Source organism: Sphingomonas baiyangensis, from assembly GCF_005144715.1.
Lineage (GTDB): Bacteria > Pseudomonadota > Alphaproteobacteria > Sphingomonadales > Sphingomonadaceae > Sphingomonas > Sphingomonas baiyangensis.
In genome coordinates, this window is sequence record NZ_SWKR01000001.1 from 13,305 (window position 1) to 35,561 (window position 22,257).

At 68.4% G+C, this 22,257-nt stretch carries 20 protein-coding genes and 1 tRNA gene; 8 read left to right on the top strand and 13 right to left on the bottom strand.

The features are described 5' to 3' along the window. Positions 1 to 23: 23 nt before the first annotated feature. Positions 24 to 1,226, top strand: a complete 1,203-nt coding sequence (locus tag FBR43_RS00050; RefSeq protein WP_136941218.1) for an MFS transporter — start codon at positions 24 to 26, stop codon at positions 1,224 to 1,226. Here the strand turns inward: FBR43_RS00050 and FBR43_RS00055 are convergent. The 7 genes from FBR43_RS00055 to FBR43_RS00085 are packed head-to-tail and all read right to left on the bottom strand — an operon-like array spanning position 1,189 to position 9,769. Continuing rightward, the gene (locus FBR43_RS00055; protein ID WP_136941219.1) at positions 1,189 to 1,782 is read right to left on the bottom strand and encodes a GNAT family N-acetyltransferase; all 594 of its coding nucleotides are present in this window, start codon (positions 1,780 to 1,782) and stop codon (positions 1,189 to 1,191) included. The genes FBR43_RS00050 and FBR43_RS00055 overlap by 38 nt on opposite strands. Before the next feature lie 2 nt (positions 1,783 to 1,784). Beyond that, positions 1,785 to 2,606: a glycoside hydrolase family 16 protein gene (locus FBR43_RS00060; protein ID WP_136941220.1), complete on the bottom strand. Its 822-nt coding sequence runs from the start codon at positions 2,604 to 2,606 to the stop codon at positions 1,785 to 1,787. A 43-nt stretch (positions 2,607 to 2,649) separates the two neighbouring features. Beyond that, positions 2,650 to 3,513, bottom strand: a complete 864-nt coding sequence (locus FBR43_RS00065; RefSeq protein ID WP_136941221.1) for a kinase — start codon at positions 3,511 to 3,513, stop codon at positions 2,650 to 2,652. Then, positions 3,510 to 4,481 carry a 2-hydroxyacid dehydrogenase gene (locus tag FBR43_RS00070; RefSeq protein WP_136941222.1) on the bottom strand — a complete coding sequence of 324 codons (972 nt, stop codon included), beginning with the start codon at positions 4,479 to 4,481 and terminating at the stop codon, positions 3,510 to 3,512. The genes FBR43_RS00065 and FBR43_RS00070 overlap by 4 nt, the downstream gene beginning before the upstream one ends. A 3-nt stretch (positions 4,482 to 4,484) precedes the next feature. Then, positions 4,485 to 5,399 carry a TauD/TfdA dioxygenase family protein gene (locus tag FBR43_RS00075; protein WP_136941223.1) on the bottom strand — a complete coding sequence of 305 codons (915 nt, stop codon included), beginning with the start codon at positions 5,397 to 5,399 and terminating at the stop codon, positions 4,485 to 4,487. A 9-nt stretch (positions 5,400 to 5,408) separates the two neighbouring features. Beyond that, positions 5,409 to 6,842 (bottom strand): MFS transporter, encoded by a 1,434-nt coding sequence (locus FBR43_RS00080; protein ID WP_249276373.1) that lies wholly within the window; start codon positions 6,840 to 6,842, stop codon positions 5,409 to 5,411. Further along, entirely contained in the window at positions 6,839 to 9,769 is a 2,931-nt protein-coding gene (locus tag FBR43_RS00085; RefSeq protein WP_249276374.1) for a TonB-dependent receptor domain-containing protein, read from the bottom strand. The genes FBR43_RS00080 and FBR43_RS00085 overlap by 4 nt, the downstream gene beginning before the upstream one ends. 113 nt (positions 9,770 to 9,882) lie before the next feature. On the opposite strand from FBR43_RS00085, the gene FBR43_RS00090 reads away from it, so the two are divergent. Then, positions 9,883 to 10,392 (top strand): MarR family winged helix-turn-helix transcriptional regulator, encoded by a 510-nt coding sequence (locus FBR43_RS00090; protein ID WP_136941225.1) that lies wholly within the window; start codon positions 9,883 to 9,885, stop codon positions 10,390 to 10,392. A 12-nt stretch (positions 10,393 to 10,404) separates the two neighbouring features. Here the strand turns inward: FBR43_RS00090 and FBR43_RS00095 are convergent, their stop codons facing one another. From FBR43_RS00095 to FBR43_RS00115, 5 genes are all read right to left on the bottom strand, one after another. Beyond that, positions 10,405 to 10,848, bottom strand: a complete 444-nt coding sequence (locus FBR43_RS00095; RefSeq protein WP_136941226.1) for an aconitase X swivel domain-containing protein — start codon at positions 10,846 to 10,848, stop codon at positions 10,405 to 10,407. Further along, positions 10,845 to 12,137 carry an aconitase X gene (locus tag FBR43_RS00100; protein ID WP_136941227.1) on the bottom strand — a complete coding sequence of 431 codons (1,293 nt, stop codon included), beginning with the start codon at positions 12,135 to 12,137 and terminating at the stop codon, positions 10,845 to 10,847. Before FBR43_RS00100 ends, FBR43_RS00095 begins: the two co-directional genes overlap by 4 nt. A 59-nt stretch (positions 12,138 to 12,196) precedes the next feature. Beyond that, positions 12,197 to 12,808 (bottom strand): MarR family winged helix-turn-helix transcriptional regulator, encoded by a 612-nt coding sequence (locus FBR43_RS00105; protein ID WP_136941228.1) that lies wholly within the window; start codon positions 12,806 to 12,808, stop codon positions 12,197 to 12,199. A gap of 42 nt (positions 12,809 to 12,850) precedes the next feature. Next, positions 12,851 to 14,326, bottom strand: a complete 1,476-nt coding sequence (locus FBR43_RS00110; protein WP_212611862.1) for an FAD-dependent oxidoreductase — start codon at positions 14,324 to 14,326, stop codon at positions 12,851 to 12,853. A 119-nt stretch (positions 14,327 to 14,445) separates the two neighbouring features. Further along, the gene (locus FBR43_RS00115) at positions 14,446 to 15,339 is read right to left on the bottom strand and encodes a pirin family protein (protein ID WP_136941229.1); all 894 of its coding nucleotides are present in this window, start codon (positions 15,337 to 15,339) and stop codon (positions 14,446 to 14,448) included. Positions 15,340 to 15,480: 141 nt separating this feature from the next. Here FBR43_RS00115 and FBR43_RS00120 point away from each other — a divergent pair, with 141 nt between their 5' ends. From FBR43_RS00120 to FBR43_RS00145, 6 genes are all read left to right on the top strand, one after another. Further along, entirely contained in the window at positions 15,481 to 15,762 is a 282-nt protein-coding gene (locus FBR43_RS00120; protein ID WP_136941230.1) for a DUF427 domain-containing protein, read from the top strand. Positions 15,763 to 15,984: 222 nt separating this feature from the next. Continuing rightward, positions 15,985 to 16,314, top strand: a complete 330-nt coding sequence (locus tag FBR43_RS00125) for an ArsR/SmtB family transcription factor (protein ID WP_136941231.1) — start codon at positions 15,985 to 15,987, stop codon at positions 16,312 to 16,314. Positions 16,315 to 16,324: 10 nt separating this feature from the next. Next, positions 16,325 to 16,753, top strand: a complete 429-nt coding sequence (gene arsC, locus FBR43_RS00130; RefSeq protein WP_136941232.1) for an arsenate reductase (glutaredoxin) — start codon at positions 16,325 to 16,327, stop codon at positions 16,751 to 16,753. Then, entirely contained in the window at positions 16,753 to 17,817 is a 1,065-nt protein-coding gene (gene arsB / locus FBR43_RS00135; protein ID WP_169542416.1) for an ACR3 family arsenite efflux transporter, read from the top strand. The genes arsC and arsB overlap by 1 nt, the downstream gene beginning before the upstream one ends. Beyond that, positions 17,814 to 18,572: an arsenical resistance protein ArsH gene (gene arsH, locus FBR43_RS00140; RefSeq protein ID WP_136941233.1), complete on the top strand. Its 759-nt coding sequence runs from the start codon at positions 17,814 to 17,816 to the stop codon at positions 18,570 to 18,572. Before arsB ends, arsH begins: the two co-directional genes overlap by 4 nt. A gap of 220 nt (positions 18,573 to 18,792) precedes the next feature. After that, positions 18,793 to 21,963 carry a VPS10 domain-containing protein gene (locus tag FBR43_RS00145; RefSeq protein WP_249276375.1) on the top strand — a complete coding sequence of 1,057 codons (3,171 nt, stop codon included), beginning with the start codon at positions 18,793 to 18,795 and terminating at the stop codon, positions 21,961 to 21,963. A 208-nt stretch (positions 21,964 to 22,171) separates the two neighbouring features. On the opposite strand, the gene FBR43_RS00150 is transcribed toward FBR43_RS00145, so the two are convergent. Then, a tRNA-Thr gene (locus FBR43_RS00150) sits at positions 22,172 to 22,247 on the bottom strand. Positions 22,248 to 22,257 lie beyond the last annotated feature (10 nt).

Consider the following 22,257-nt stretch of genomic DNA (forward strand, 5'->3'; position numbering starts at 1 on the left):
CAGCGGGGGTGGATAGCGTGGCGATGGCACGCCCGCCCGCCCCGCCCCCGCGATCCGCGCGTCTCGTCGCGCTCTATGCGCTGGCCAATGCGGGCGGCGTCGTCGCCTATCTGCCGCTCTTGTCGCTACTGCTGCCGCTGCGCATCGCCGAGGTCGCGCCCGCCGCGCGGATCGACTGGTTCACGCTTGCCGCGATCCTGGGCGCCGTGGTGGCGAGCATCGCCAACATCGCCGCCGGCTGGGCGAGCGATCGCTCGGTCGCGCGCGGCGGCGGGCGGCGCGGCTGGGTGATCGCGGGGCTGGTGGCGCTGCTGCCCGCCTATGCCGCCGTCGCGCTTGCGACGACGCCGGCGCTGTTGGTGGCGGCGGTCGTCGGCGTGCAGCTAGCGGTCAATCTGCTGCTCGCGCCGCTGCTCGCGATGATGGCCGACGAGATCGACGATGCGCACAAGGGGGTCGCGACCGGGCTGCTCGCGCTCGGCGCGCCGTTGGCGGCGGCGTTCGCCGCGCTGCTGCTGACGCTGTCGAACGACGCCGATGTCGCGCTCGCGCTCGTGCCGCTCGCGGTGATCGTCTGCGTGCTGCCGCTCGCGCTTGCCCGCCCGGCCATGGCCGCGCCGATCGCGGCGGCATCCTCGCGCCGGGCGACGCGGCGCGACCTTGCCATCGCATGGACGGCGCGGCTGCTCGTGCAGGTCGCGGGCACCGTGCTCTCGCTCTATCTCGTCTTCTATTTCCAGAGCATCGCGCCGCCCGGCGGCGACGCGCGGCGCGGCGCGGCGAGCGTTGGGTCGCTGATGGCGCTGGCCTCGGTGCTGGCGCTCCCCGCCGCCGTCGCCTTCGGCCGCCTGTCGGATCGCACCGGGCGGCGGCTCGCGGTGCTGTGCGGCGCGGCGATCATGGCCGCGACGGGGCTGCTGGTGATGGCGTTCGCGCGCGGCTGGGTACTGGGCGCGGCGGGCTATGCGCTTTATGCCGTGGGATCGGGCGTGTTCCTCGCACTCCATTCGGGCGTGGCGATGCTGCTGCTGCCCGACCCCGCGCATCGCGGCCGCGATCTGGGCATCGTCAACCTCGCCAACACTGCCCCCGCGCTGATCGGCCCCGCACTCACCTGGGCGCTGGCGACGACACAGGATTTCAGCCGCGCGCTGGTCGCCCTGGCGGCGCTGACCGCCGCCGGCGGGGTCACGATGCTTGCGGTGCGCGGGCGGGGTTCGGATTAGATCGGGCGACTTGGCAAGGCGTGCGTCCGTCGAGCGCAACGTTTCGCGCACCTGGCGATCGGCGCTTTTCCATTTCGGCGCGCTCGAAGCTCTCGTCGCCGATCCGAACGGCCTGGTGTTCGACCACCTCGAACCCCAGCGCGGCGAATGCCGGTTGCGCCATCAGGCTGGCATGTACCCACATCCGGGCGTCGCCGCGCGCGCGGCTGTGCTGCTCGATGCGCTCGAAAAGCCGCCGGAACAGGCCCGTTCGCTGGGCTTCGGGGCGGATATAGGCGAAATCGATATAGCCCGCCGGATCAATGCTCATGAACCCGAGCATGCGCGACGCGTCGCGTGCCACGATGACCGTCTGCCGGTCGAGCCGTGCTTCCCAGTCGTCACCGCTGCGCCGATGCGGCATCCAGGCGGTGCGCTGCCTTTCCGAATATAGGCTGTCCCCGCTCCTGACGGCCTCGAACATCACATCCGCGATGTCGTCATAGTCCCCGTGCATCGCCTCGCTCAGGATGACGCCGCCGAGCGGACCCGCGGAACTGCCGGTCGGCGGCGCCACCCCTACCCCGCCTTCCAGTAGCGAACATGGTCGATCGAGAGGCGCATCGGCATCGCCGCGTCGTCGACGCCCTGCTTGCCGCCCCAGTCGCCGCCGACGGCGAGGTTGAGGATCATCTGATAGGGCTTGTCGAACGGCCAGGCGCCGTCGTCGCCGGGCTTGTCGTTGGTCACGCGCATATAGGCGCGCCCGTCGACGCCAATGGTGATCGCCTGCGGCGTCCATTCGAGCTGATAGTCATGGAAAGCGGTGCACGCCGTCGGGACGCGCTTCTGCGCGCCGCGCTGCGTGCCCTTGGCATGGTTGTAATCGCCCGAATGGAGCGTGGCGTGGATGACGTGGGCGTCCCAGCCGACCATCTCCATGATGTCGATCTCGCCCATCTGCGGCCAGGTGCCGCGCTCGGGCAGCATCCAGATCGCCGGCCATGCGCCACGTCCGCACGGCAGCTTGGCGCGCACTTCGTAGAAGCCATAGCCCATCGGCGTGCGCGACACGAGCTTGGCCGAGCTGTAGGCCTGCCCGCCCCAATCGGGGAAACGCGCCTTGTCGAGCTGCTCGCGATGCGCCTCTATCACCAGCACGCCATCCTCGATCCGCGCGTTCTGCGCGCGATCGTCCGAATAATATTGCAGCTCGTTATTGTGCCAGCCTTCGGCATTGCGATGCGTGTCGAACCGCCACGCCTGCGTGTCGACGCGCGGGCCGTCGAACGCGTCGGCGAAGTCGGGCGCGTCGGTCGGCGCCTGCATCGGCGCGTCGGCGGCGTAGTTGGTGGCGCCAAGGCCGGCGGTCTGGAGCGCGAGAGCGAGAAGGATCGTCATCGGGCGATGCTAGGCCCGCCGAAGCGGGGCGGCAATGCCGCGCTCAGTCGACGGCCAGTACGCGTAGATCGGCGTCGAGCGTCACGGTCGCGTCGCGCGGAACGCCGCCCGCGAGCATGTGCCGCGTCAGCCGCTCGTAATGGCTGACGAAACGGCGCACTTCGGCGGGGCGCATCACCGCGCTGCCCGCCGGCGTGGCCTCGCGCAGCCTGGCCTCCTGTCGCTCGCGATTGGCAAGCACTGCCTCGAAGCCGGGCACCGCAAGCGCGATCATCCGGTCGATCCGCGCGAACCAGTCGGCATAGTCGCTCGCCAGCGCCGCGTTGACGGCGTGGCGCCAGCGGCCATCGGCATCCTCGTCGCGTTCGAGCGCGTTGACCGGCGGCGCGAGCGCATCGGCAGGCTGCGGCCGCGCGCCGGCGCACCAGCCCTCGAACAGCACGATATCGGCGGGGCCTTCGAACCGCGGCCAGCCCTCCTCGGGCGCGCGATCGTCCTCGGCCTTGGCGAAGCGCGGCAGGCGGACGGGCTGGCCGACGAGCAGCGCATCGAGCACCGCCTGGCCTAGCGCAACGTCATGCGTGCCCGGTACGCCACGCGTCGCGAACAGCGGATGGACGTCGCGCGCGAGCCGCTGCCGTGCTGCGCGCGTCAGGTAGAAATCGTCGAGCGACAGCGTGACGGCGGCGAGCCCCAGCTCGGGCAGCAGCGCCTCGCCCAGCATCCGCCCGACCGTCGACTTGCCGCTGCCCTGCGGCCCATTGATGCCGACGACGATCGGCCGGCCGACTTCCGCATGCCAGCCCGCGATCCGCGCGGCGAGCGGACGCCACCAGCGATCGACGGTGGCGGGATAGTCGGCGGGCAGTTGCTCGTCGGCGATTATGCGCGCGACGGCGTCGCTCATGTGCGCAGGTCGGCCGGCGTTTCTCCGGCGGCGAAGGCGTCGAGATTGGCGAGTGCGCGCATCCCCATCGCCTCGCGCGTCTCGACCGTCGCGCTCCCCAGATGCGGCAGCAGCACCGTGTTGGGCGCGCCGCGCAGCCGTGCCGAGACGTTGGGCTCGCCGACGAACACGTCGAGCCCCGCGCCCGCGATCCGTCCGTTCTCGAGCGCGTCGGCCAGCGCCTCCTCGTCGACCACGTCGCCGCGCGCGGTGTTGATGAGGATGGCATGCGCGGGCATCCGCGCCAGCGCCGCCGCGTCGATCAGGTTGCGCGTCTCGGCGCCGCCCGGCACGTGCAGCGACACCACGTCGCTCGCGGCGAGCACGTCGCCGAGCGAGGCCAGCCGCCGCGCGCCGAGCGCCGCCGCATCGGGATCGTCCACGCCGCGCCGCGAGTGATAGACGATGTCCATGCCGAAGCCCGCATGCGCGCGCCGCGCCACCGCCTTGGCGATACGGCCGAAGCCCACCAGTCCCAGCGTCTTGCCCGTCACGCTGGTGCCCAGCATGTGCGTCGGCCGCCAGCCGGTCCATTCGCTGCTACGCAATTCGCGCTCGCCCTCGCCCGTGCGGCGGCTGGTCATCAAGAGCAGCGTCATCGCGAGATCGGCGGTGGCGTCGGTCAGCACGCCAGGCGTGTTGCTCACGCCGATGCCCGCCGCGCGCGCGGCGTCGAGATCGATATGATCGAGCCCGGCCCCATAATTGGCGATGAAGCGCACGCGCCGCCCCTCGGCCGAAAGCACGTCGGCGTGCAGCCGGTCGGTGATCGTCGGGCACAGCGCGTCATGCTCGCGCATCGCCGCGCGCAGCGCGTCCTCGGAGAGCGGGCGGTCGTCGGGGTTGAACGTCGCGTCGTAGCGCGCGGCGATCGCCTGCTCGACGGCCTCGGGCCATTTGCGCGTGACGAGGATTTTCAACCGCGTCATCGTTCAGGCCGGCGCGGTCGACTTCACGAAATAGTCGGTGAAGGGATCGTCGGCGGCCTCGGGCGGCGCACCTTCGCGCACCGTGGTGCGGCGCATGTCGCGGCGTTCGTTGAAGATGTCGAAATCGCCGCCGCGGTGCATCGTCGTCAGATTGTCCCAGATCGCGAGGTCGCCCGGCTGCCAGGTGACGCCGAACACATATTGCGGCTGGGTCGCGAAATCGATGAGATACTCGATCAGCTCGAGCCCTTCCTTGCGCGGCAGGCCGACGACGTCGAGCGCGTGGCTGCCGATATAGATGGCGGTGCGCCCCGTCGCCGGCTGCGGCATCGCCATCGGCTGGCGCGCCTTGGGCCGCGCGTCGACCTCCTCCTCGGTGATCGGGAAACCCGCCAGCAGGCGCGACCACCACAGCGAATGTTCGGCCTCCATCGTGTCGACCTTGTGGCGCACGTCGTCGGGCAGGTCCTCATAGGCCGATCGCATGTCGGCGAAAAAGGTCTGGCCGCCTTCGGCGGGCGTTTCATAGGCCAGCAGCAGCGAATAGGCCGATCGCTTTTCCATGAACGAGCTGTCGGTATGCCACAGCCGGTCGCCCTTCTTGTGCAACACCATGTTGTTGTCGACGAGGATCTCGCCCGCCGGCGTCAGGTTGCTCGCGTCGAAGATCTCGGCATGGTCGGGGTGGCGGCGCGGCCGGTCCTTGACGACGGGCGCGGTCTCCAGATGGCCCAGATTGCGGCTGAAGGCGATGTGCCCGGCATTGTCGAGCCCGGTGTCGCGAAACACGCACACGCCCCAGCGGTTCATCGCGTCGACGATCGCGGCGCGCGCCTCGTCGGTCAGCAGCTGGCGCAGGTCGATGCCCGAGATTTCGGCGCCGAAGCGCGGCAGGATGGGGGTTTCGGTGAGCTTCATAGTGGCGTCCTAGCTTGATTGCCCGGCGGCGGCGGGCGGGATGGCGGGAATGGGCGGCAACGCGGCGTCGGGCGCGGCGCGCATCCGGCGCTGCTGGCGCCCCAGCAGCAGCAGCGCGACCGCCGACAAGGCGGGCGTCGCGGCGAGTAGCACGAACAGCAGCCGCGGCGCGATGCTGGTGGCGAGCAGATAGCCGCCGATGAGCGGCGCGCTGATCGAGCCGATCTTGGCGATCGACGTCGCCCAGCCGGCGCCGTTGGCGCGGATGGCGCTGGGGTAGAAGATGCCCGAGATGCTGTGCATCCCCACATGCGTGCCGCTTATCATCGCCATGCTGACGAGCGTGAGCGCGGCGAAGGCCGCAAGGCCGATATCGGCGAGGCCCATCAGCAGGAGCAGTGGGATGGCGACGACGGGATAGACGGCGATGGCGATGGGGCCGAAGCGATCGGTGAAGCGCATCAGCACGAGGCCGGCGACCGCGCCCGCCACCGAACTGGCCGAGGTTATCATCGCCGCCTGCGTGCGCGTGAAGCCCACTTCCTCGAACAGGATCGGCCCCCAGCTAGACTTGAAGAAGATCGCCATCGACGTGCCGATATAGGCCAGCCAGATGAGCAGCGTGATCTGGCGCAGATGGCCCTTGAAAAGGTCGGAGAGGCGGAAGGCGTGCGCGCTCTCGGCGGGCGTCTCGTCGGGCACGCCGAAGCGGTCGCTCGCGCGCGCGCCGAGGCCGGGCTCGATGGCGTTGAGCGCCTTGGCAATGCGCTCGGGCGAGCGGTTCTTGACCGCGAGGTAACGCGCCGATTCAGGAAGCGTCGCCAGCAGCAGCGCGACGAGCAGCAGGGTAGCGAGGCCCGAGAACAGGAATACCGACTGCCAGCCCATCGACGGCGCCATCCAGACGGTCACCGGCCCCGCGATGACGCCGCCCAGCGTATAGCCGAGCATGATGACCGTCACCACGGTGGCGCGGAAGCGCGTGGGCACATATTCGATGTTGAGCGCCCAGGCGAGCGGCATCAGCCCGCCCAGCGTGATGCCGTTGACGAAGCGCGCGACCATCAGCGCCGACATCGACCCGACAAGCGCGATCGCGATGCTCGACAAGCCGAATGCGGCGACCGAAGCGATAATCATCGGCCGCCGGCCGAAGCGGTCGCCCAGCCAGCCGAAGGCGATGCCGCCCAGCATCGCGCCGAAGGTGCCGCACGCGAACAATTGGCCCAGCGTCACCGCGTCGGCGCCATATTCCTCGCGGATATAGGGCGCGACGAACGAGATTAGCAGCATGTCGAACCCGTCGAAGAAGGTGACGGTCCACGACAGCAGGATCAGCCGGATGACGAAGCCGTTGGGCCGCTGCCGCTCGATCACCTCGGCAACATCGATATCGACGGGCGATCGCGCGGCTTCGTGCATCGAGGCGGCGGCTGCGCTCACAGGTGGAAGCGCGCGCCCATCTTGAAGGCGCGGCCTACGGGGTCGAACAGGATCTGGTTGGTGCCGCCGAACGGGCCCGGCAGCGAGGGCGGATCGCGGTCGAGCACGTTGTTGACGGTGCCGAACAGCTGGAAGCGCCGGCCGTCGGCGGTGTCGACGTTCAGCCGCGCGGTGAAGTCGAGATAGAAGCGGCTGGGCACGCTGTTGTCGTCGACGCTGTTGGGCGAGGTGATGCTGTAGCCCGGATCGTTCGGCCCCACGAAATTGGTCCAGTAGATGCCTTCGGGGATGTAGCGGCCATGCCCCGTCAGCTGGAAATTGTCGATCGTCCAGGTGATGACGCCGTCGATCACATAATCGGGCACGCCGGGGATGGTGCCGGTGCGCAGCCCCGTCTGCCCCGCACGATCGACCGCGCCGGCCGAATCGACGGTGGTGAGCTCCTGCGTGATGTTGGCGATGATCTGCGCGTTGAGGTCGCCCATCCGGCCGAGTCGTTGGCGATACTGCATCTCGATGTCGAAGCCCGAGGTGCGCAGCGCGTTCGAGTTGAGATACACGTCTTGGATGTCGCTGATCTGGCCGAACTCGTCGCGCGTGATCTGGTTGCAGAACGCGGTCACGCCCTCGAAGCAGCGGTTCACCAGCGTCTGCGCGCCGAGCAGGCCGATCGCGTCGTCGACCTCGATATTGTAATAGTCGGCCGACACGCGGAAGCGGCCGAGGAAGCCGCCGCGCGGCGTGAGCACCACGCCCGCGGTCCAGCTGTCGGCCTTCTCGACCGACAGATTGGGGTTCGATCCGCTGGTGACGAACGGATTGGTCTGGAGCCCGCCTAGCTGCGGGTCGGAGAGGCCGATCGAGCGGCGCGTGCGCGGGCCGAACAGCTCGAACAGGTTGGGCGCGCGGATGTCGCGCGAGCGCGTGGCGCGCAGGCGGATACCGTCAACGGGCTCGTACACCGCGCCCACCTTCCACGTCGTCACCGCGCCCGTGGTGCTGTAGTCGGTACGGCGGATCGCGCCGTTCAGGTCGAGCAGATGCCCAAGCGCCGATTCGGCGAGCACCGGCACCGCGATCTCGCCATAAGCCTCGCGCACCTCGACCGCGCCCGAGAGCGCCGATCCGTTGAGCGTGTAGAAGCCGTTGGCGACCGAGATGGGATCGGCGGTGCCGACGATCGCGTCGCGGCGATATTCGGCGCCGACCGCCACCGTCACCGCGCCCGCGGGCAGTGCGAACAGCGATCCGCGCACGTCGAGCGCTGCGACATGCTGGTCGCTCTCGGTGCGCTGGAGGCCGTTGCCGGTGATGTAGGCCGCCGATGCCGCGCTGTAGTTGTTCTCGCCGAACGGATTGAACGGCACGCAAGCCGGATCGTCGTTGGTGGTCGATGCGTCGGCATTGACGCGGCAGACGATCTGCCCGGCGCCGTTGCGCACCGCATCGATCGCGCGCGGCAGGCGCGACAGGATCACGCTGTTGGTCGAGCGCTGCTCGAAGATCGTGCGGCCATATTGATAGAAGCCCTCGACGGTCCAGTTCTCGTTGAGCCGCGCTTCGAGCCCGACGACGCCGCGATAGGTCTCGGTGTCGGATACGCCGATCGCCGGGCCGAGATCGAAATAGGCACGGCCGAGAATGAACGAGTTGACGCCGTTGGCGTCCATCGCCGCGGCGACGCCCGCCGGGATGAACGGATTGTCGCGGCGGATGCGGCCCATCAGCGATGCGTTGAAGTCGCGGAAGATAGCCGCGTCGACGGTGCCCGTGACCTTGCCGTAGGACAGGTCGGTCGTCAGCGTCACATTGTCGGTCAGCTCGGCGGTGAGCGCGCCATAGGCCGACACGCGCTCGAGCGGCGCCTTCAGCCGCAGGCGCGAGACGAAGCCGTTGCGCCCCAGCCCCTCGCCGCCCAGCATGAACAGCGGCCCCACCAGCGTGCCGTACTGGAAGGCGCCGGGCGTGCCATCGGCAAGGAACTTGGTGCCGCGCAGCGGATCGGTGGCGGTGGTGCCGATCACCTGGCCGGCGGCGTTGTACGAGCGATTGATGAGGCCGCCCGGCGTCATCGTCGAGGTGTTGACGCCCGGCACGATGAGGTTGGCGGGAAGTCCGCCGGTGCCCGGCGGCGTGTTGCCCAAGATCAGCGTCTGGTTGGCGCACCAGCTGCGCGTGTTGCAGGTGCCGAGCCCCTCGAGCTTCTCATATTCGACCGCACCGACGATGTGGATGCGATCGCCGATGCCGAAGCCGCCCGACAGCGAGGCGAAGAAATTGCCGTCGTCGCCGCGCTCGGAGACGCCGGCGGCGATCTCGCCGTCGAGCCCTTCCTTGCGGCGATCGAGCACGAAATTGACGACGCCGGCGATCGCGTCCGAGCCATAGGCCGCCGAGGCGCCGCCCGTGACGACGTCGATCGTACGGATCAGCGACGAGGGGATGAGGTTGGTGTCGACCGAGCCCTGCGAGGTGCTCGGCACGAAGCGGCGGCCATCGACCAGCACCAGCGTGCGCTGCGGATCGAGCCCGCGCAAATCGAGCAGCCGCGCGCCGATATTGCCGCCCAGATTGGCCTGCTGCGCGGGGCCGCTCGAAGCGCGGAAGCTGGGAAGCTGGTTGAGCGCCTCGCCCACATTGTTCACCGACAGCGCGTCGAGCCGTTCCGAGCTGATCGAGGTGACGGGCGTCGGCGCGGTGAAGTTGGCGCCGAGGCGCGATCCGGTGACGACGATTTCCTGGCTTGGCGGCACGGCATCGTCGGCCTGCTGCTCGGCGGCGCGCTCCTCGACGGGCGTGGCGTTGAGCGGTGCCGATGGCTGGGCGGCACCTGTGTCCTGCGCCGCCGCGGGGGTTGCCGCAATCGTCGCCGCCAAGGCGATCAGGCTGGTGCCGACACGGCCGCGAGTCCAAGCGAAGTCGATCATCATTCCCTCTCCCGTGCCGTGTCTGCCGGCTTGGTAGTATTCTATGTATCACGCTACGCATTGCGTCAATCGGGCAAATGCAGCATTCGTCGCGTAATGAACCGGGGGCGAGGATGAACGACATAGCCGGCAGCCCGGCGCCACCCGCGCGCATGGCCGATTATTTCGAGCCCGGCTCGCGCGCCGAGACCGAGTTTCTGTTCACCCGCGCGCTGTCGCTCGCCGCGCGGCGCTGGGGCCAGCATGTCGAGACCAGCCTCCAGGCGATGACCGGCCAGTCGCGCCCGCGCTGGCAGACGCTGTTCGTGCTAAGCATGGCCGAGCCGCCCGTCACCACCTCGACGCTCGCCACGCGCCTCGCCATCCGCTGGCCGTCGCTCATCCGCACGCTCAACGGGCTCGAGGCCGACGGGCTGGTGCGCCGCACGACCAACCCCGACGACCGGCGCTCGCGCTGGATCGCAATCACGCCGGCGGGCCTTGCCGTGCTGCACAGCGTGATGCCGGTGCTCACCGAGGTGCGCGCCGACGCGCTCGACACGCTCGACGATGCCGACATGCAAGCCGCCACGCGCGTGCTCAGGGTGTTGATCGACGGACTGGCGAGCGCACCGCTGCGCTGACGCGCGCGCAGGTCAGGGGCGCCCCCCCTTCCAGATCGTCACGGTACCCGCATCGCCGTCGACGCGCACCCAGTCGCCCGTCGCGATCAGCGCCAGCGGATCGCCGTCGAGATCGGTGACCGAGGGCACGCGCATGACCACGCAGCCGAGCGCCACCTTGGTCGTCATGGTGGTGAACACCATCGCCAGCGGCGCGGTGCCCGCCAGCCGCGCGGTGTGGAACACCCCCGACCAGCCCGACGACCCCTTGGCGCCGGGGAACACCAGCACCTTGCCCGCGAAGCTCACGCCCTTCAGCTCGTGCCGGCTTTCGATGACTGTCCCCGTCATCGCGTGCACGCCGCCCCAGCCCGAGATCGTCTCCTGCGTCACCAGCGCCTCGCCTTCGGCGACGCCCTCCACCACGCGGCGGCCGGTGAGGACGATCGGCTCCACCTCGTCGATCACCGCGCTCATGCCGCCAGCCTCCCGGCCCAGCGGCCGGTACACGCCGCATCGATGCATTCGGCAGTGGTGCCGTACCAGCCCTCGATCCCCATGATCGCAGGCAAGTAATGCACCTGCTTGGCGCTATCGAGCGCCGCCACGCGCGTGCCCGGCGGCACCGCCTGGCTGATCGACGAGCAGGTATCGGTCATGAGCCGCGCGCCCGCGCGCTCGAGGATGCGCGTGAAGCCGCTGGCGTCCGCCGTCGCCTTCACCGCGCGCGAAGTGAAGATCCACAGCGCCGAGCTGGCTGAGACGCTGCGTCCCTCGATCAGGTGCGCGGCCTGGGCGATCTGCTCGATCGAATAATGCGGGCAGCCCAACATCACGAAATCGACGTCGCGGCTGTCGCCCACCGCGTTCAGCCGCTCATAGGTGCGCGCGCGTGCGGCGGCGTCGTAGACGAACACCTCCTCGGCCTTTCCGCCGCCGAATGCCCGCTCGGCGCTCGGCGCCTCGGGCGTGATGCCGACCATGTGATACATCTCGACTCCGCCCGACGAAGCGGCGGCAGCGCCGAAATGCTTGTGGCGGATGAGGCTCGGCGCGCCGATCGCGCCATCGAGCACGGGGATGGTGTCTTGCACCGCGTCGCCGGTGAAATAGCCGAGCATCCCCCATTCGAAGATGTCGTCCACCGGCACCTCGACGCGCACTGCATGGCGCCCGTAGCGGAAATCGTCGCGGTGGAAGCCCCAGTCGGGAATGCGCTTGGTGAGCATCGCCGCCGACGTCGATTCGCGCCCCTCGCAATTGGTGCGCCCGCCGATCACCGAATTGCAGAACACGACGGCGCTGCTCTCCATCCACGCGCAATGCTCGCCCATCACCGGGACGTTGCCCGCCAGATAGGGCGTGCAGGTCTTCATCACCTGGATGCCGTGCGCCGCGACCTGTCCCTCGTCATAGGCGAAGTTCGCGTGCTGCGCCTCGGTCATCCCCTGTTCGCGCCACAATTCGGGATCCATGCCGCCCTGGAGATGGCACGAAAAGGCGTTCATCCGCGGTACGTCGACCACTTCGTCCGAATCGAGATCGAAGCGCGAGAAGATGGCGCGGTAATCGCCGCCATCGGCCTTGTAATATTCCTTGATCCACGGCGTCGACGAACCCGGCACGCCCGCCACGTTGTTGGTCTCGACGAAGCGCTCGGCGCCCAGCGCCTCGGCATAGCGGATGAGCAGGTTCATCGCCTTGGCGGTCGCGGCACCCTGCTCGCCATCGAGCATCGCCTGTTCGGCGGTCGTGAGGCTGACCATGACACTCTCCTCTATTGCGTAGAGTGCTACCTATAACGCTGCACTTCGCTTGCCAAGGCTCAGCGCAACGTATCGATTTTGCGCAGGATCTGGCCGAGCACCTCGATCGTCGTCGCCAGCTTGTCGCGATCGATATCCTCGAGCACTTCGCGCCGCAGCTGGTTGGTGATGCCCATCAGCTCGCCGATGACGCGCATCCCCTCGGGCGTGATGCGGTTCGAGGTCACGCGCCGGTCGGTATCGCTCTGACGCCGCTCGATCAGCCCGTCGCGCGCGAGCACGTCGAGCATCCGCACCATCGTCGGCCCTTCGACCGAGATGAGGTGCGCAAGCTCGCTCTGCGTCAGGTCGTCGCCCGAAAAGGCGACGAGGAACAGCGTTTCCCAGCGCGCCATCGTCTGCCGCACGGGTTTGACGCGATCGTTGGCGAGCTTGCGCCAGCGTCGCGCGGCGGTGACGATCGAGCGCGTCGCACGGAAGAACAGGTCGTCGTCGCCGAGGTCGCCGAAATGCCGGCTGTAATTCATCAGATGGCGCTCGCCGTCGCGCGGTCGCCACCGGTTGCCGCTTTCGCGCTCGACCGTCGCGGCGCCACTGGCGGCATCGAGCGCCGCCGCCTTGGGGCCACGGCGCTGGCGCGAGCGCTTGCCCGCTGGTGCATCCTCACTCATCGGCAGCGTCTTACCGCGCGGCGCGGGCGCGACAAAGGCCCATCAGGCCACGCGCGCATTCTCCGTTTCGGCCGGCGCTTCGGCCTGGAGAAACACCTTCTGCCGCCGCAGCTCGGCCTGCAATGCCGGCACGTCGACGTCGCGCGGCTGCACACCCTGCCGCACCGCCAGTGCCGCGGCGGCGCCCGCTGCCTGCCCCGTCAGCCAGCATTGCGGGATCTCGCGCAGGAAACCGTGCGAATTGGCGTCGCACGAGATGTGCCGGCCGCACGCCAGCAGCCCGTCGAGCCGCCGCGGCACCAGCGCGCCATAGGGCACCGAGATCACCGGGAACTTGGGCGATACCGAGGGGCTGACGCCCACTTCGTCCGCATGCGGCACGCCCGCCGACCATTGCGCGCGCTCGACACGGCCAACACCGGCCAGCCGCCGCGTATGGCGCACCCCCAGTTGCGAGGCGCTTTGCAGCATATAGGCGTTCTCGAACCCCGGCGCGTTGGCGCGGAAGAAATCGCAATGGCTCGCCATGAAGCGGTGCGAGCGGATCTCGATCTCGGTCATCTCGTCGACATCGAGCGCCGAAAGGCCCGTCTGGCGCGGCCCGAGGAACAGCGCGATATCGTCGCGCCACGACACATAGGGTGCCTGGAAGAAGCCCAGCTCGCTGCGCCCGCGCTGCACGAATTCCATGTATCGCGTCTGATCGGCCGCGCGGAACGCCAGCCAGCGCGGCATGTCGACGCCGCCCAGCATGAAGGCGGTGTTCATCGCATGATGCGTGTCGGCAGGCTCGATGTCATGCTCGAATTCGGCGCCGGCGCGCGCGAACAGGTCGCCGTCGCCCGTCGCATCGACCACGACCTTGGCGAGCATCGCCTGCCGCCCGCCCTTGCTCTCGAAATAGGCGCCCTTGACGCGCCCTTCCTCGACGATCGGCAACGCCGCCCAGCCGTGGAACACCAGCCGCACGCCCGCCTCGATCAGCATGTCCTGCGACAGCAGCTTCAATCGCTCGGGATCGATCGTCGGCGCCCAGGCGACAATGCCGTGGAACGCAGCGGTGCGCTGTGCCCAATAGGCCGCGAGCGCCGGGTCCTGCGACCCCCACTGGTTCGGCCCCGGCCCCGCCACCGCCTCGGCGGGCATCCGCGCCAGCAGTTCCTCGGCGAAGCCGCGAATGACCGGGCGGCCCTCCCAGTCGGTCATCCGGTCGATCCAGATCACCAGTCCGCCGGTCGAGAGCCCGCCCAGGTGATTGTAGCGCTCGAGCAGCACCACATCCGCGCCCGCCTTCGCTGCGGCATAGGCCGCCGCACAGCCCGACGGACCGCCGCCCACCACCAGCACGTCGCATTCGTGATACACGGGCACGTCGCGCGCGGGCTCGTGATGCGTGCCCGTGCCGTTGCGCGGCGGCAGCGTACGATCGCGCTTCTCGAAGAGATCGGACGTGAGGATGCGGTCCTCGGTCCGCGTGACGCTGCGCACCGCGGGGGTGTCGGTCGGAATATCTGCCATGCTTCCCTGCCTAGTTAGGTAGCATGTTACCTATTTCGCGACACAGGTCAACGGTGGCGCCGGAACAAGGCGAAGCGCGACTTGGATAGCCAAGGAGAACCGCGATTCCTTCGCCGGCGTCAGGACATTGCCGGCGGTGACTTGGGACCATGTTCGGGCATCGGAATGAACTCCGCATCGTCGGCGTCGGGCAGCTTCATCCGGCCGCCCTTCCAGTCCTCGGCGGCCTGCCGCAGCCGGTCCTTCGAGGACGATACGAAATTCCATTCGAGGAAGCGCTCTCCTACCGGTTCGCCGCCGAGCACCATCACGGTCGAAGGCTCGACCGCGCGCATCGCCGATGCTGCAGGCTGCACCACCGCCATCTGTCCTTCGCTGACACGTTGGTGGCCGACCTCGACCGCGCCGCGTGCCACGTAGAGCGCCCGTTCGGGATAGTGCGGCGGCAGCTGCGCGACCGCGCCGGCCGCCAGCTCGAGGTGGACGTAGAATTGCGGCGAGTGGATCGCGGCGGCCGCAGTCAGCCCATAGGCGCTGCCGACGATCAGCATGCCGTCGACGCCGCCGTCGCTCCACGCGGGCAGATCGTCGCCCTCGTGGTGCGAGAATGCCGGCGCGGTTTCCTCGTCCTCGGTCGGCAGCGCCACCCAGGCCTGGATGCCGTTCAGGAAATCGCCTTCGGCGCGCGCCTTCTCGAAACGTTCGGAATGCGTGATGCCGCTGCCCGCGGTCATCCAGTTGACCTCGCGCGGACGGATCGGCTGCTCGTACCCCAGGCTGTCGCGATGCATGATCTCGCCCGAAAAGAGGTAGCTGACCGTCGACAGGCCGATATGCGGGTGCGGGCGAACGTCGAGGCTGCGATCGATTCCTGCGTGCAGCCGGACCGGCCCCATATGGTCGAAGAACACGAACGGCCCCACCGTCCGCCGCCGGGCGAACGGCAGTACGCGCCCGACCTCGAACCCGCCGCCCAGATCCTTGCGCCGTTGGTCGATGACGATCTCGATCATGGCTCATCCTTTCGCACGCGATGCCACATGGTAGCGCTCGACGCGCGTCGCTTCCACCCGATGCCGGCATGTCCCCCCGCAGCCGAGCCTTGACGCTGGGTGCTTCGAGCCCAAATTACCGTTGCCGCAGGGAGAAGCACGATGGTCGAAGCGCGATGGAACGGCTCGGTGATCGCCAGCAGCGACGATACCGTGATCGTCGAAGGTAATCACTATTTCCCCGCCGACGCGGTCGATGCCGCGATTCTTCGGCCGAGCAGCACCACGTCCGTCTGCCCCTGGAAGGGCACGGCGCATTATTACGACCTGCATGTCGATGGCGCCGACAATCGTGATGCCGCCTGGTACTATCCGGACCCCAAGCCCAAGGCGGAGAATATCCGCCGCCGCATAGCCTTCTGGAAAGGCGTGACCGTCGGTTGATCGAGCCGCATCATGTCGCCACCGACGCCAGCATGAGCCGCTCCTCGTCGCACGCGCACTTCAAGGCGATAGAGGATATGATGCCCCTCGAATATTAAAAGCAGCCGCGGGTCTCATGTGCTTCCGGGATTGCCCGGCTGTGATCCTCGGCGCAACGTCGGTCGTTAATCGGCAAATCCCGATCGAAGTTGACAGGCAGAATGCATCGGATAAATCCGATGTGTGGACATGTCTGACGCTTTGGCGGCGCTCGCCGCGCTATCTCACCCGACCCGCCTCGATGCGTTTCGGCTGCTCGTCCGGCATTCGCCCAATGGCTTGCCGACCGGGGCGCTCGTCGACGCAAGCGGCCTGACGCAGAGCACCTTCTCGACCCATCTCGCGGTGCTGGCGAAAGCCGATCTCGTGACCGCCGAGAAGCGCGGGCGGCAGCAGGTCCAGCACGCCCGCCTCGATACCCTGCGGCAGCTGATGACGTTCCTCGCCAAGGATTGCTGCGAGGGCCGAGCCGAGCTGTGCGAACCGCTGATCGCCGATCTGACCTGCTGCTGAGAGAGCCGACATGCCGACCGATATCGTCATCTATCACAACCCCGGTTGCGGCACGTCGCGCAACGCGCTGGCGATGATCCACAACGCCGGGATCGAGCCGCACGTCGTCGAATATCTGAAGACGCCGCCCTCTCGCGCGATGCTGGTCCAGTTGATCGAGCGGGCGGGCCTGACGCCGCGCGCGCTGCTGCGCGAGAAGGGCACGCCCTATGCCGAGCTTGGCCTCGGCGACGAGAGCCTGTCGGACGATGCGCTGCTTGATGCGATGATGGCGCATCCGGTACTCATCAACCGGCCTCTGGTGGTGACGCCGCTCGGGGTGCGCCTGTGTCGCCCGTCGGAGGCGGTGCTCGACATCCTGCCCGAGCCGCAGCGCGCCGCGTTCGCCAAGGAAGACGGCGAGCAGGTCGTCGACGCCGCCGGACAGCGGGTGCGCTGATGGCGACGCTGGCAAGCGAGGCGCAGCGGCCCGGCATCGGCACGTTCGAGCGGTACCTGTCGGTCTGGGTAGCGCTCTGCATCGTCGCGGGAATCGGGCTTGGCCAGCTCCTGCCCAGTGCATTTGCCGCGATCGCGGCGGCAGAGGTCGCGCAGGTCAACCTCGTGGTCGCGGGCCTGATTTGGCTGATGATCGTGCCGATGCTACTCAAGATCGACTTTGCCTCGCTCAAATCGGTGCGCCAGCACTGGAAGGGCGTCGGCGTCACGCTGTTCGTCAACTGGGCAGTGAAGCCATTTTCGATGGCGGCGCTCGGCACCTTCTTCCTCGGCTGGCTGTTCGCGCCGCTGTTGCCCACGGGCGAGATCCCGTCCTATATCGCCGGACTGATCCTGCTCGCGGCGGCGCCGTGCACAGCAATGGTCTTCGTGTGGTCGAACCTGTGCGACGGCGAGCCGACCTATACGCTCAGCCAGGTCGCGCTGAACGACGTGCTGATGGTGTTCCTGTTCGCGCCGCTGGTCGGGCTGCTGCTTGGCGTCGCATCGGTGACGGTGCCGTGGGACACGCTGCTGCTGTCGGTCGCGCTCTACATCGTCGTGCCCGTGATCGCCGCGCAGGTCGTGCGGCAGGTGCTGCTGGCATCGGGCGGACAGGCAGCGCTCGACCGGCTGCTGGCCACGCTTGGCCCGATATCGCTGGTCGCGCTGCTGGCGACGCTCGTGCTGCTGTTCGGCTTTCAGGGCGAGCAGATCCTCGCCCAGCCCGCCGTCATCGCGCTGATCGCGGTGCCGATCCTCATTCAGGTCTATCTGAACGCGGGCATCGCCTATTGGCTGTCGAAGCGGCTCGGAGTCGCCTGGTGCGTCGCGGCACCCGCGGCGCTGATCGGCGCGTCGAATTTCTTCGAGCTGGCGGTCGCAGCCGCCATCAGCCTGTTCGGCCTGAAGAGCGGCGCTGCGCTCGCCACCGTCGTCGGCGTGCTGGTCGAGGTGCCGGTGATGCTCAGCGTCGTCGCGATCGTGAAGCGGACGCGCGGATGGTACGAGGGAGCAAGCGCATGAGCCGCCTGCGCACGCTGACCGACGCCGGCCATCTGCCCGCGCTCGACCCCGCTTCTGTCATCCGGCGCCCCGCTGCCGGGCTGGGCGACGACCAACCGCCGCCGCGCATTCTCCTCCTCTACGGCTCGCTGCGCGAGCGGTCCTTCTCGCGCCTGGCGGTCGAGGAGGCTGCCCGGCTGCTCCAGCTGTTCGGCGCGGAGACGCGCATCTTCGATCCCAGCGACCTGCCGCTGCCCGATCAGGTGCCCGGCGACGACCACCTCGCGGTCCATGAACTTCGCGAGCACGCGCTCTGGTCGGAGGGCATGGTCTGGTGCAGCCCCGAGCGGCACGGACAGATAACCGGGATCATGAAGGCGCAGATCGACCATCTGCCGCTCGAGATGAAGGGCATGCGCCCGACTCAGGGGCGTACGCTCGCCGTCATGCAGGTGTCGGGCGGCTCGCAGTCGTTCAACGCCGTCAACACGCTGCGGCTGCTCGGCCGCTGGATGCGGATGTTCACCATCCCCAACCAGTCGTCGGTCGCGATGGCCTATAAGGAGTTCGACGAAGCCGGGCGCATGAAGCCGTCCGCCTATTACGACCGGATCGTCGATGTGATGGAAGAACTGGTGCGCGTCACCGTCCTGCTACGCCCGCACGCAGCGCAGCTGGTTGATCGGTATTCCGAGCGGAAGTCTGTCGGTCTCATCACCGCCGATGCGGATCACGCGGCCATCGCGATCAGGCCGCAGCCGCCTGTCACGAAGTGAGTTTCATTGCCCGTTCGATCAGGTTGCAGAGACCCCTGCCCCAATCTCTATTGTCCGAAGCATGCCTTTCGCAGCAGCCAGATCGGTACATCCGCCCGCCGGCGACGGACGAACCGGTCGCCCAAGGTTCCGCGCGCACCATAGGCCCCGCGCAACACGTTGTCAGCGCGCGCACTTCTGCTAACCCTCTGGCAAACAGAAATGACCTGGGGGGTGTGATATGCGGCGGATGGTTGGACGAGCGGCGCTGATCGGATGGTTGCTCGCGAGCACCGCGGCGTTCGCGCAGGACGACAAGGGCGATACGTCGGCCAGCACCGCGATCGAGGACGCCGCGCCGCCCGAGGACGAGCAGGCGTTCTTCACCGCGCTCAGCTGGCGCAATATCGGCCCAAACCGTGGCGGGCGCTCGATCTCGGCGGCGGGCAGCGTCAGGCGGCCGCACGAATATTACTTCACCGCAGCCGGCGGCGGCCTGTGGAAGACGACCGACAGCGGCACGACATGGAAGCCGGTGACCGACAAGCAACTCGACACCGCCGCGGTCGGCGCGGTGGCGGTCTGCGAGGCGAACCCGGACGTCGTCTACCTGACCACCGGCGAAACGCAGCTGCGCGGTAACATCCTGCCCGGCAATGGCGTGTGGAAGACGGTGGACGCGGGCAAGACGTGGAAGAAGGTGGGGCTGGCCGCCGTCCACAACTTCTCGCGCGTCCGTGTCCACCCGACCGATTGCGACACCGCTTATGTCGGCGGTTTCGGCCATTACGGCGAGCCCAATCCGGAACGCGGCGTCTTCAAGACCACCGACGGCGGCGCGAACTGGAACAAGGTGCTGTACCGTGACACCAGGACCGGCGCGGTCGACATCTCGATCGATCCCAACAATCCCCAGACGCTCTACGCCGCCATGTGGGAAGCGTGGCGCAAGCCATGGGGCATGAGTTCGGGCGGGCCGGGCAGCGGGCTGTTCCGCAGCACCGACGGAGGCGCCAGCTGGACCGAGCTGACGCGCGCACCGGGAATGCCGCAGGCGGGGCTGATCGGCAAGATCGGCGTCAGCGTATCGCCGGTCGACGCCCGGCGCGTCTACGCCATCGTCGAGCATGAGACCGAGGGCGGCGTCTACGTGTCGGACGATGCGGGCGCAAGCTGGCGCCGGACCAACGACAGCCGCGACCTGCGCCAGCGCGCCTTCTACTATTCGCGCCTCGTCGCCGATCCCAAGGTGAAGGACCGGGTCTACATCCTCAACGTCGAGTTCTACCGCTCGGACGATGCGGGCAAGACCGTCACCAAGATCAAGACCCCGCACAGCGACAATCACGACCTCTGGATCGCGGCCGACGACAACATGCGCATGATCCAGGCCAATGACGGCGGCGCGAACGTCAGCGTCAACGCCGGCGAAAGCTGGACACGGCAGAACTACCCCACCGCGCAGATGTATCGCGTGGGCATCAGCCATCACTTTCCCTATTTCGCCTGCGGCGGGCAGCAGGACAATTCGACGATCTGCGTGCCCTCGGACGACTGGAAGCACGTCAACGTGCTGGGCGGCCTGTACGGCTTCGCCGCCGGCGGCGGCGAGAGCGGTTATGTGACCAACGATCCCCGGAACCCCGACATCTTCTATTCGGGAAGCTATGGCGGCACGCTCGACCGCTACGATCACGCAAGCGGGCAGGAGCGCCGGATCAACGTGCTGCCCGACAATCCGATGGGCTATTCGGCAGGCGACATCGCCGAGCGGTTCCAGTGGACCTTTCCCATCGTGTTCGATCCGCACGATCCCGCCAGCCTGTACGTCACCTCGCAGCACGTCTGGCGCACGCGCGACGAGGGGCAGAGCTGGCAGAAGATCAGCCCCGATCTGACGCGCGCCGATCCGGCGACGCTCGGGCCGTCGGGCGGGCCGATTACGCTCGACCAGACGGGGGTGGAAACCTACGCCACGGTATTCGCGCTGGCTCCCTCGCGGCGTGAGCGCGGCGTCATCTGGGCGGGCTCCGACGACGGGCTGGTCCATCTGACGCGTGATGGAGGCGCCAGCTGGGCCAACGTAACGCCCAGCGGACTACCCGCGAACACCAAGATCACGACGATCGAGGATTCGCCGCACGCGGCAGGCACCGCCTATCTGACCGGGCATCGCTTCCTCCTCGGCGATTCGAAGCCCTATGTGCTCAAGACCACCGACTATGGCCGCAGCTGGTCGCCGATCGCCGCGAACGTGCCCGCCGACGAAATGGCGCGCAGCATTCGGGAGGACACGGTTCGTCCGGGACTGCTGTATCTCGGCACCGAACGCGGCGTTTGGGTGTCGTTCGACGCGGGCGGGCGCTGGAACAAGCTCCAGCGCGAGCTTCCGGCGGTTCAAGTGTCCGACCTCGCGGTCGCGGGCAATGATCTGGTGATCGCGACGCACGGCCGCTCGTTCTGGGTCATGGACAATATCGACGTGCTGCGACAGCTCGGATCGGGCAACGACCGCCGCCAGCGGCTGTTCACGCCCGGCGCGGCGGTGCGCGGCGTCGACAAGGGCGTGGCGATCGATTATTTCCTGCCCGCGCGTCCCGACACGCTGTCGCTCGAGGTGCTCGATGCCGAGGGCAAGCTCGTCCACCGCTTCGCCGGCAGCCTGGCCGAACCCAAGAAGGCGCAGGACGACGAGGAGGACGAGGATCCGAACAAGCCCCGGCCCGCTCCGACCGCGACCATGAAGGCGGGGCTGAACCGCTTCACCTGGGACATGCGCTATCCCGGCTTCACGAGCTTTCCCGGCATGATCTTGTGGACCAGCCGCAACAAGGGCGTGCTGGCCCCGCCGGGGCGCTACCAGGCGCGGCTGACGGTCGACGGCAAGGCGCAGACGCAGCCCTTCGAGATCCGCACGGATCCGCGCGTGACGGGCGTGACGCCCGCCGATCTCGCCGCGCGGTTCGATCTCGCGAGCCGCGTCAGCGCGCGGGTCAGCCAGGCCAACGAGGCGGTGCTGCTGATCCGCGGATTGAAGCAGCAGACCGCCGCGGCGGCGGCGAAGGCCGACCCCGCGCTCAGGACGGCGCTGGCGGCGTTCGACGCGCGGCTGAGCGCTATCGAAGGCCGGCTGTACCAGGTCCGCAACCGCAGCCGGCAGGACCCGCTCAACTATCCGATCATGCTCAACGACAAGCTCGCCGGGCTGATCGGTGCGGTCGAGAGCGCCGAGGCGCGGCCGACCGCGCAGAGCGTGGAGACGTTCGATCGGCTGGCGGCCGAACTGGACCGCGAACTCGCGGCGCTCGACGGCGTGATCGGTACCGAGCTGCCCCGGCTCAACGCGCAGGTGCGCCAGACCGGCGGGCGGGAAATCGTCCGCCGGCCATTGGCGGTTTCCGACAAGCCCTGACCGCCCGGCCGCAGCAGGTCGCCGCCGCCATCGCGGCGGCGCCTCCGGCGCGCGAGTGCCGGTATGCCAAACGTGCGGAGAAACTGCGCCCGACGAGCGCATCGGTATCGCCTGCACGCGCTCGGCCATACCGCCAGCACCGACTAGTCGACTTGGCAGCAGCGCACAGCACCACCATCAAATTAGAACAAAATCAAAAGCTGTGAAATGGTGCCGCCTACAGGACTCGAACCTGTGACCCCCGCATTACGAATGCGATGCTCTACCAACTGAGCTAAGGCGGCGCAGCGCGGG

What these genes read in the sequence shown, in the direction of transcription:
- FBR43_RS00090 (WP_136941225.1), top strand. Translation starts at nt 9,883, where the DNA reads ATGAACGACATAGCCGGCAGCCCGGCGCCACCCGCGCGCATGGCCGAT.
- FBR43_RS00100 (WP_136941227.1), bottom strand. Translation starts at nt 12,137, where the DNA reads ATGGTCAGCCTCACGACCGCCGAACAGGCGATGCTCGATGGCGAGCAG.
- FBR43_RS00105 (WP_136941228.1), bottom strand. Translation starts at nt 12,808, where the DNA reads ATGAGTGAGGATGCACCAGCGGGCAAGCGCTCGCGCCAGCGCCGTGGC.
- arsH (WP_136941233.1), top strand. Translation starts at nt 17,814, where the DNA reads ATGAGCCGCCTGCGCACGCTGACCGACGCCGGCCATCTGCCCGCGCTC.
- FBR43_RS00120 (WP_136941230.1), top strand. Translation starts at nt 15,481, where the DNA reads ATGGTCGAAGCGCGATGGAACGGCTCGGTGATCGCCAGCAGCGACGAT.
- FBR43_RS00095 (WP_136941226.1), bottom strand. Translation starts at nt 10,848, where the DNA reads ATGAGCGCGGTGATCGACGAGGTGGAGCCGATCGTCCTCACCGGCCGC.
- FBR43_RS00065 (WP_136941221.1), bottom strand. Translation starts at nt 3,513, where the DNA reads ATGAGCGACGCCGTCGCGCGCATAATCGCCGACGAGCAACTGCCCGCC.
- FBR43_RS00060 (WP_136941220.1), bottom strand. Translation starts at nt 2,606, where the DNA reads ATGACGATCCTTCTCGCTCTCGCGCTCCAGACCGCCGGCCTTGGCGCC.
- FBR43_RS00085 (WP_249276374.1), bottom strand. Translation starts at nt 9,769, where the DNA reads ATGATCGACTTCGCTTGGACTCGCGGCCGTGTCGGCACCAGCCTGATC.
- arsB (WP_169542416.1), top strand. Translation starts at nt 16,753, where the DNA reads ATGGCGACGCTGGCAAGCGAGGCGCAGCGGCCCGGCATCGGCACGTTC.
- FBR43_RS00110 (WP_212611862.1), bottom strand. Translation starts at nt 14,326, where the DNA reads ATGGCAGATATTCCGACCGACACCCCCGCGGTGCGCAGCGTCACGCGG.
- arsC (WP_136941232.1), top strand. Translation starts at nt 16,325, where the DNA reads ATGCCGACCGATATCGTCATCTATCACAACCCCGGTTGCGGCACGTCG.
- FBR43_RS00145 (WP_249276375.1), top strand. Translation starts at nt 18,793, where the DNA reads ATGCGGCGGATGGTTGGACGAGCGGCGCTGATCGGATGGTTGCTCGCG.
- FBR43_RS00050 (WP_136941218.1), top strand. Translation starts at nt 24, where the DNA reads ATGGCACGCCCGCCCGCCCCGCCCCCGCGATCCGCGCGTCTCGTCGCG.
- FBR43_RS00075 (WP_136941223.1), bottom strand. Translation starts at nt 5,399, where the DNA reads ATGAAGCTCACCGAAACCCCCATCCTGCCGCGCTTCGGCGCCGAAATC.
- FBR43_RS00070 (WP_136941222.1), bottom strand. Translation starts at nt 4,481, where the DNA reads ATGACGCGGTTGAAAATCCTCGTCACGCGCAAATGGCCCGAGGCCGTC.
- FBR43_RS00115 (WP_136941229.1), bottom strand. Translation starts at nt 15,339, where the DNA reads ATGATCGAGATCGTCATCGACCAACGGCGCAAGGATCTGGGCGGCGGG.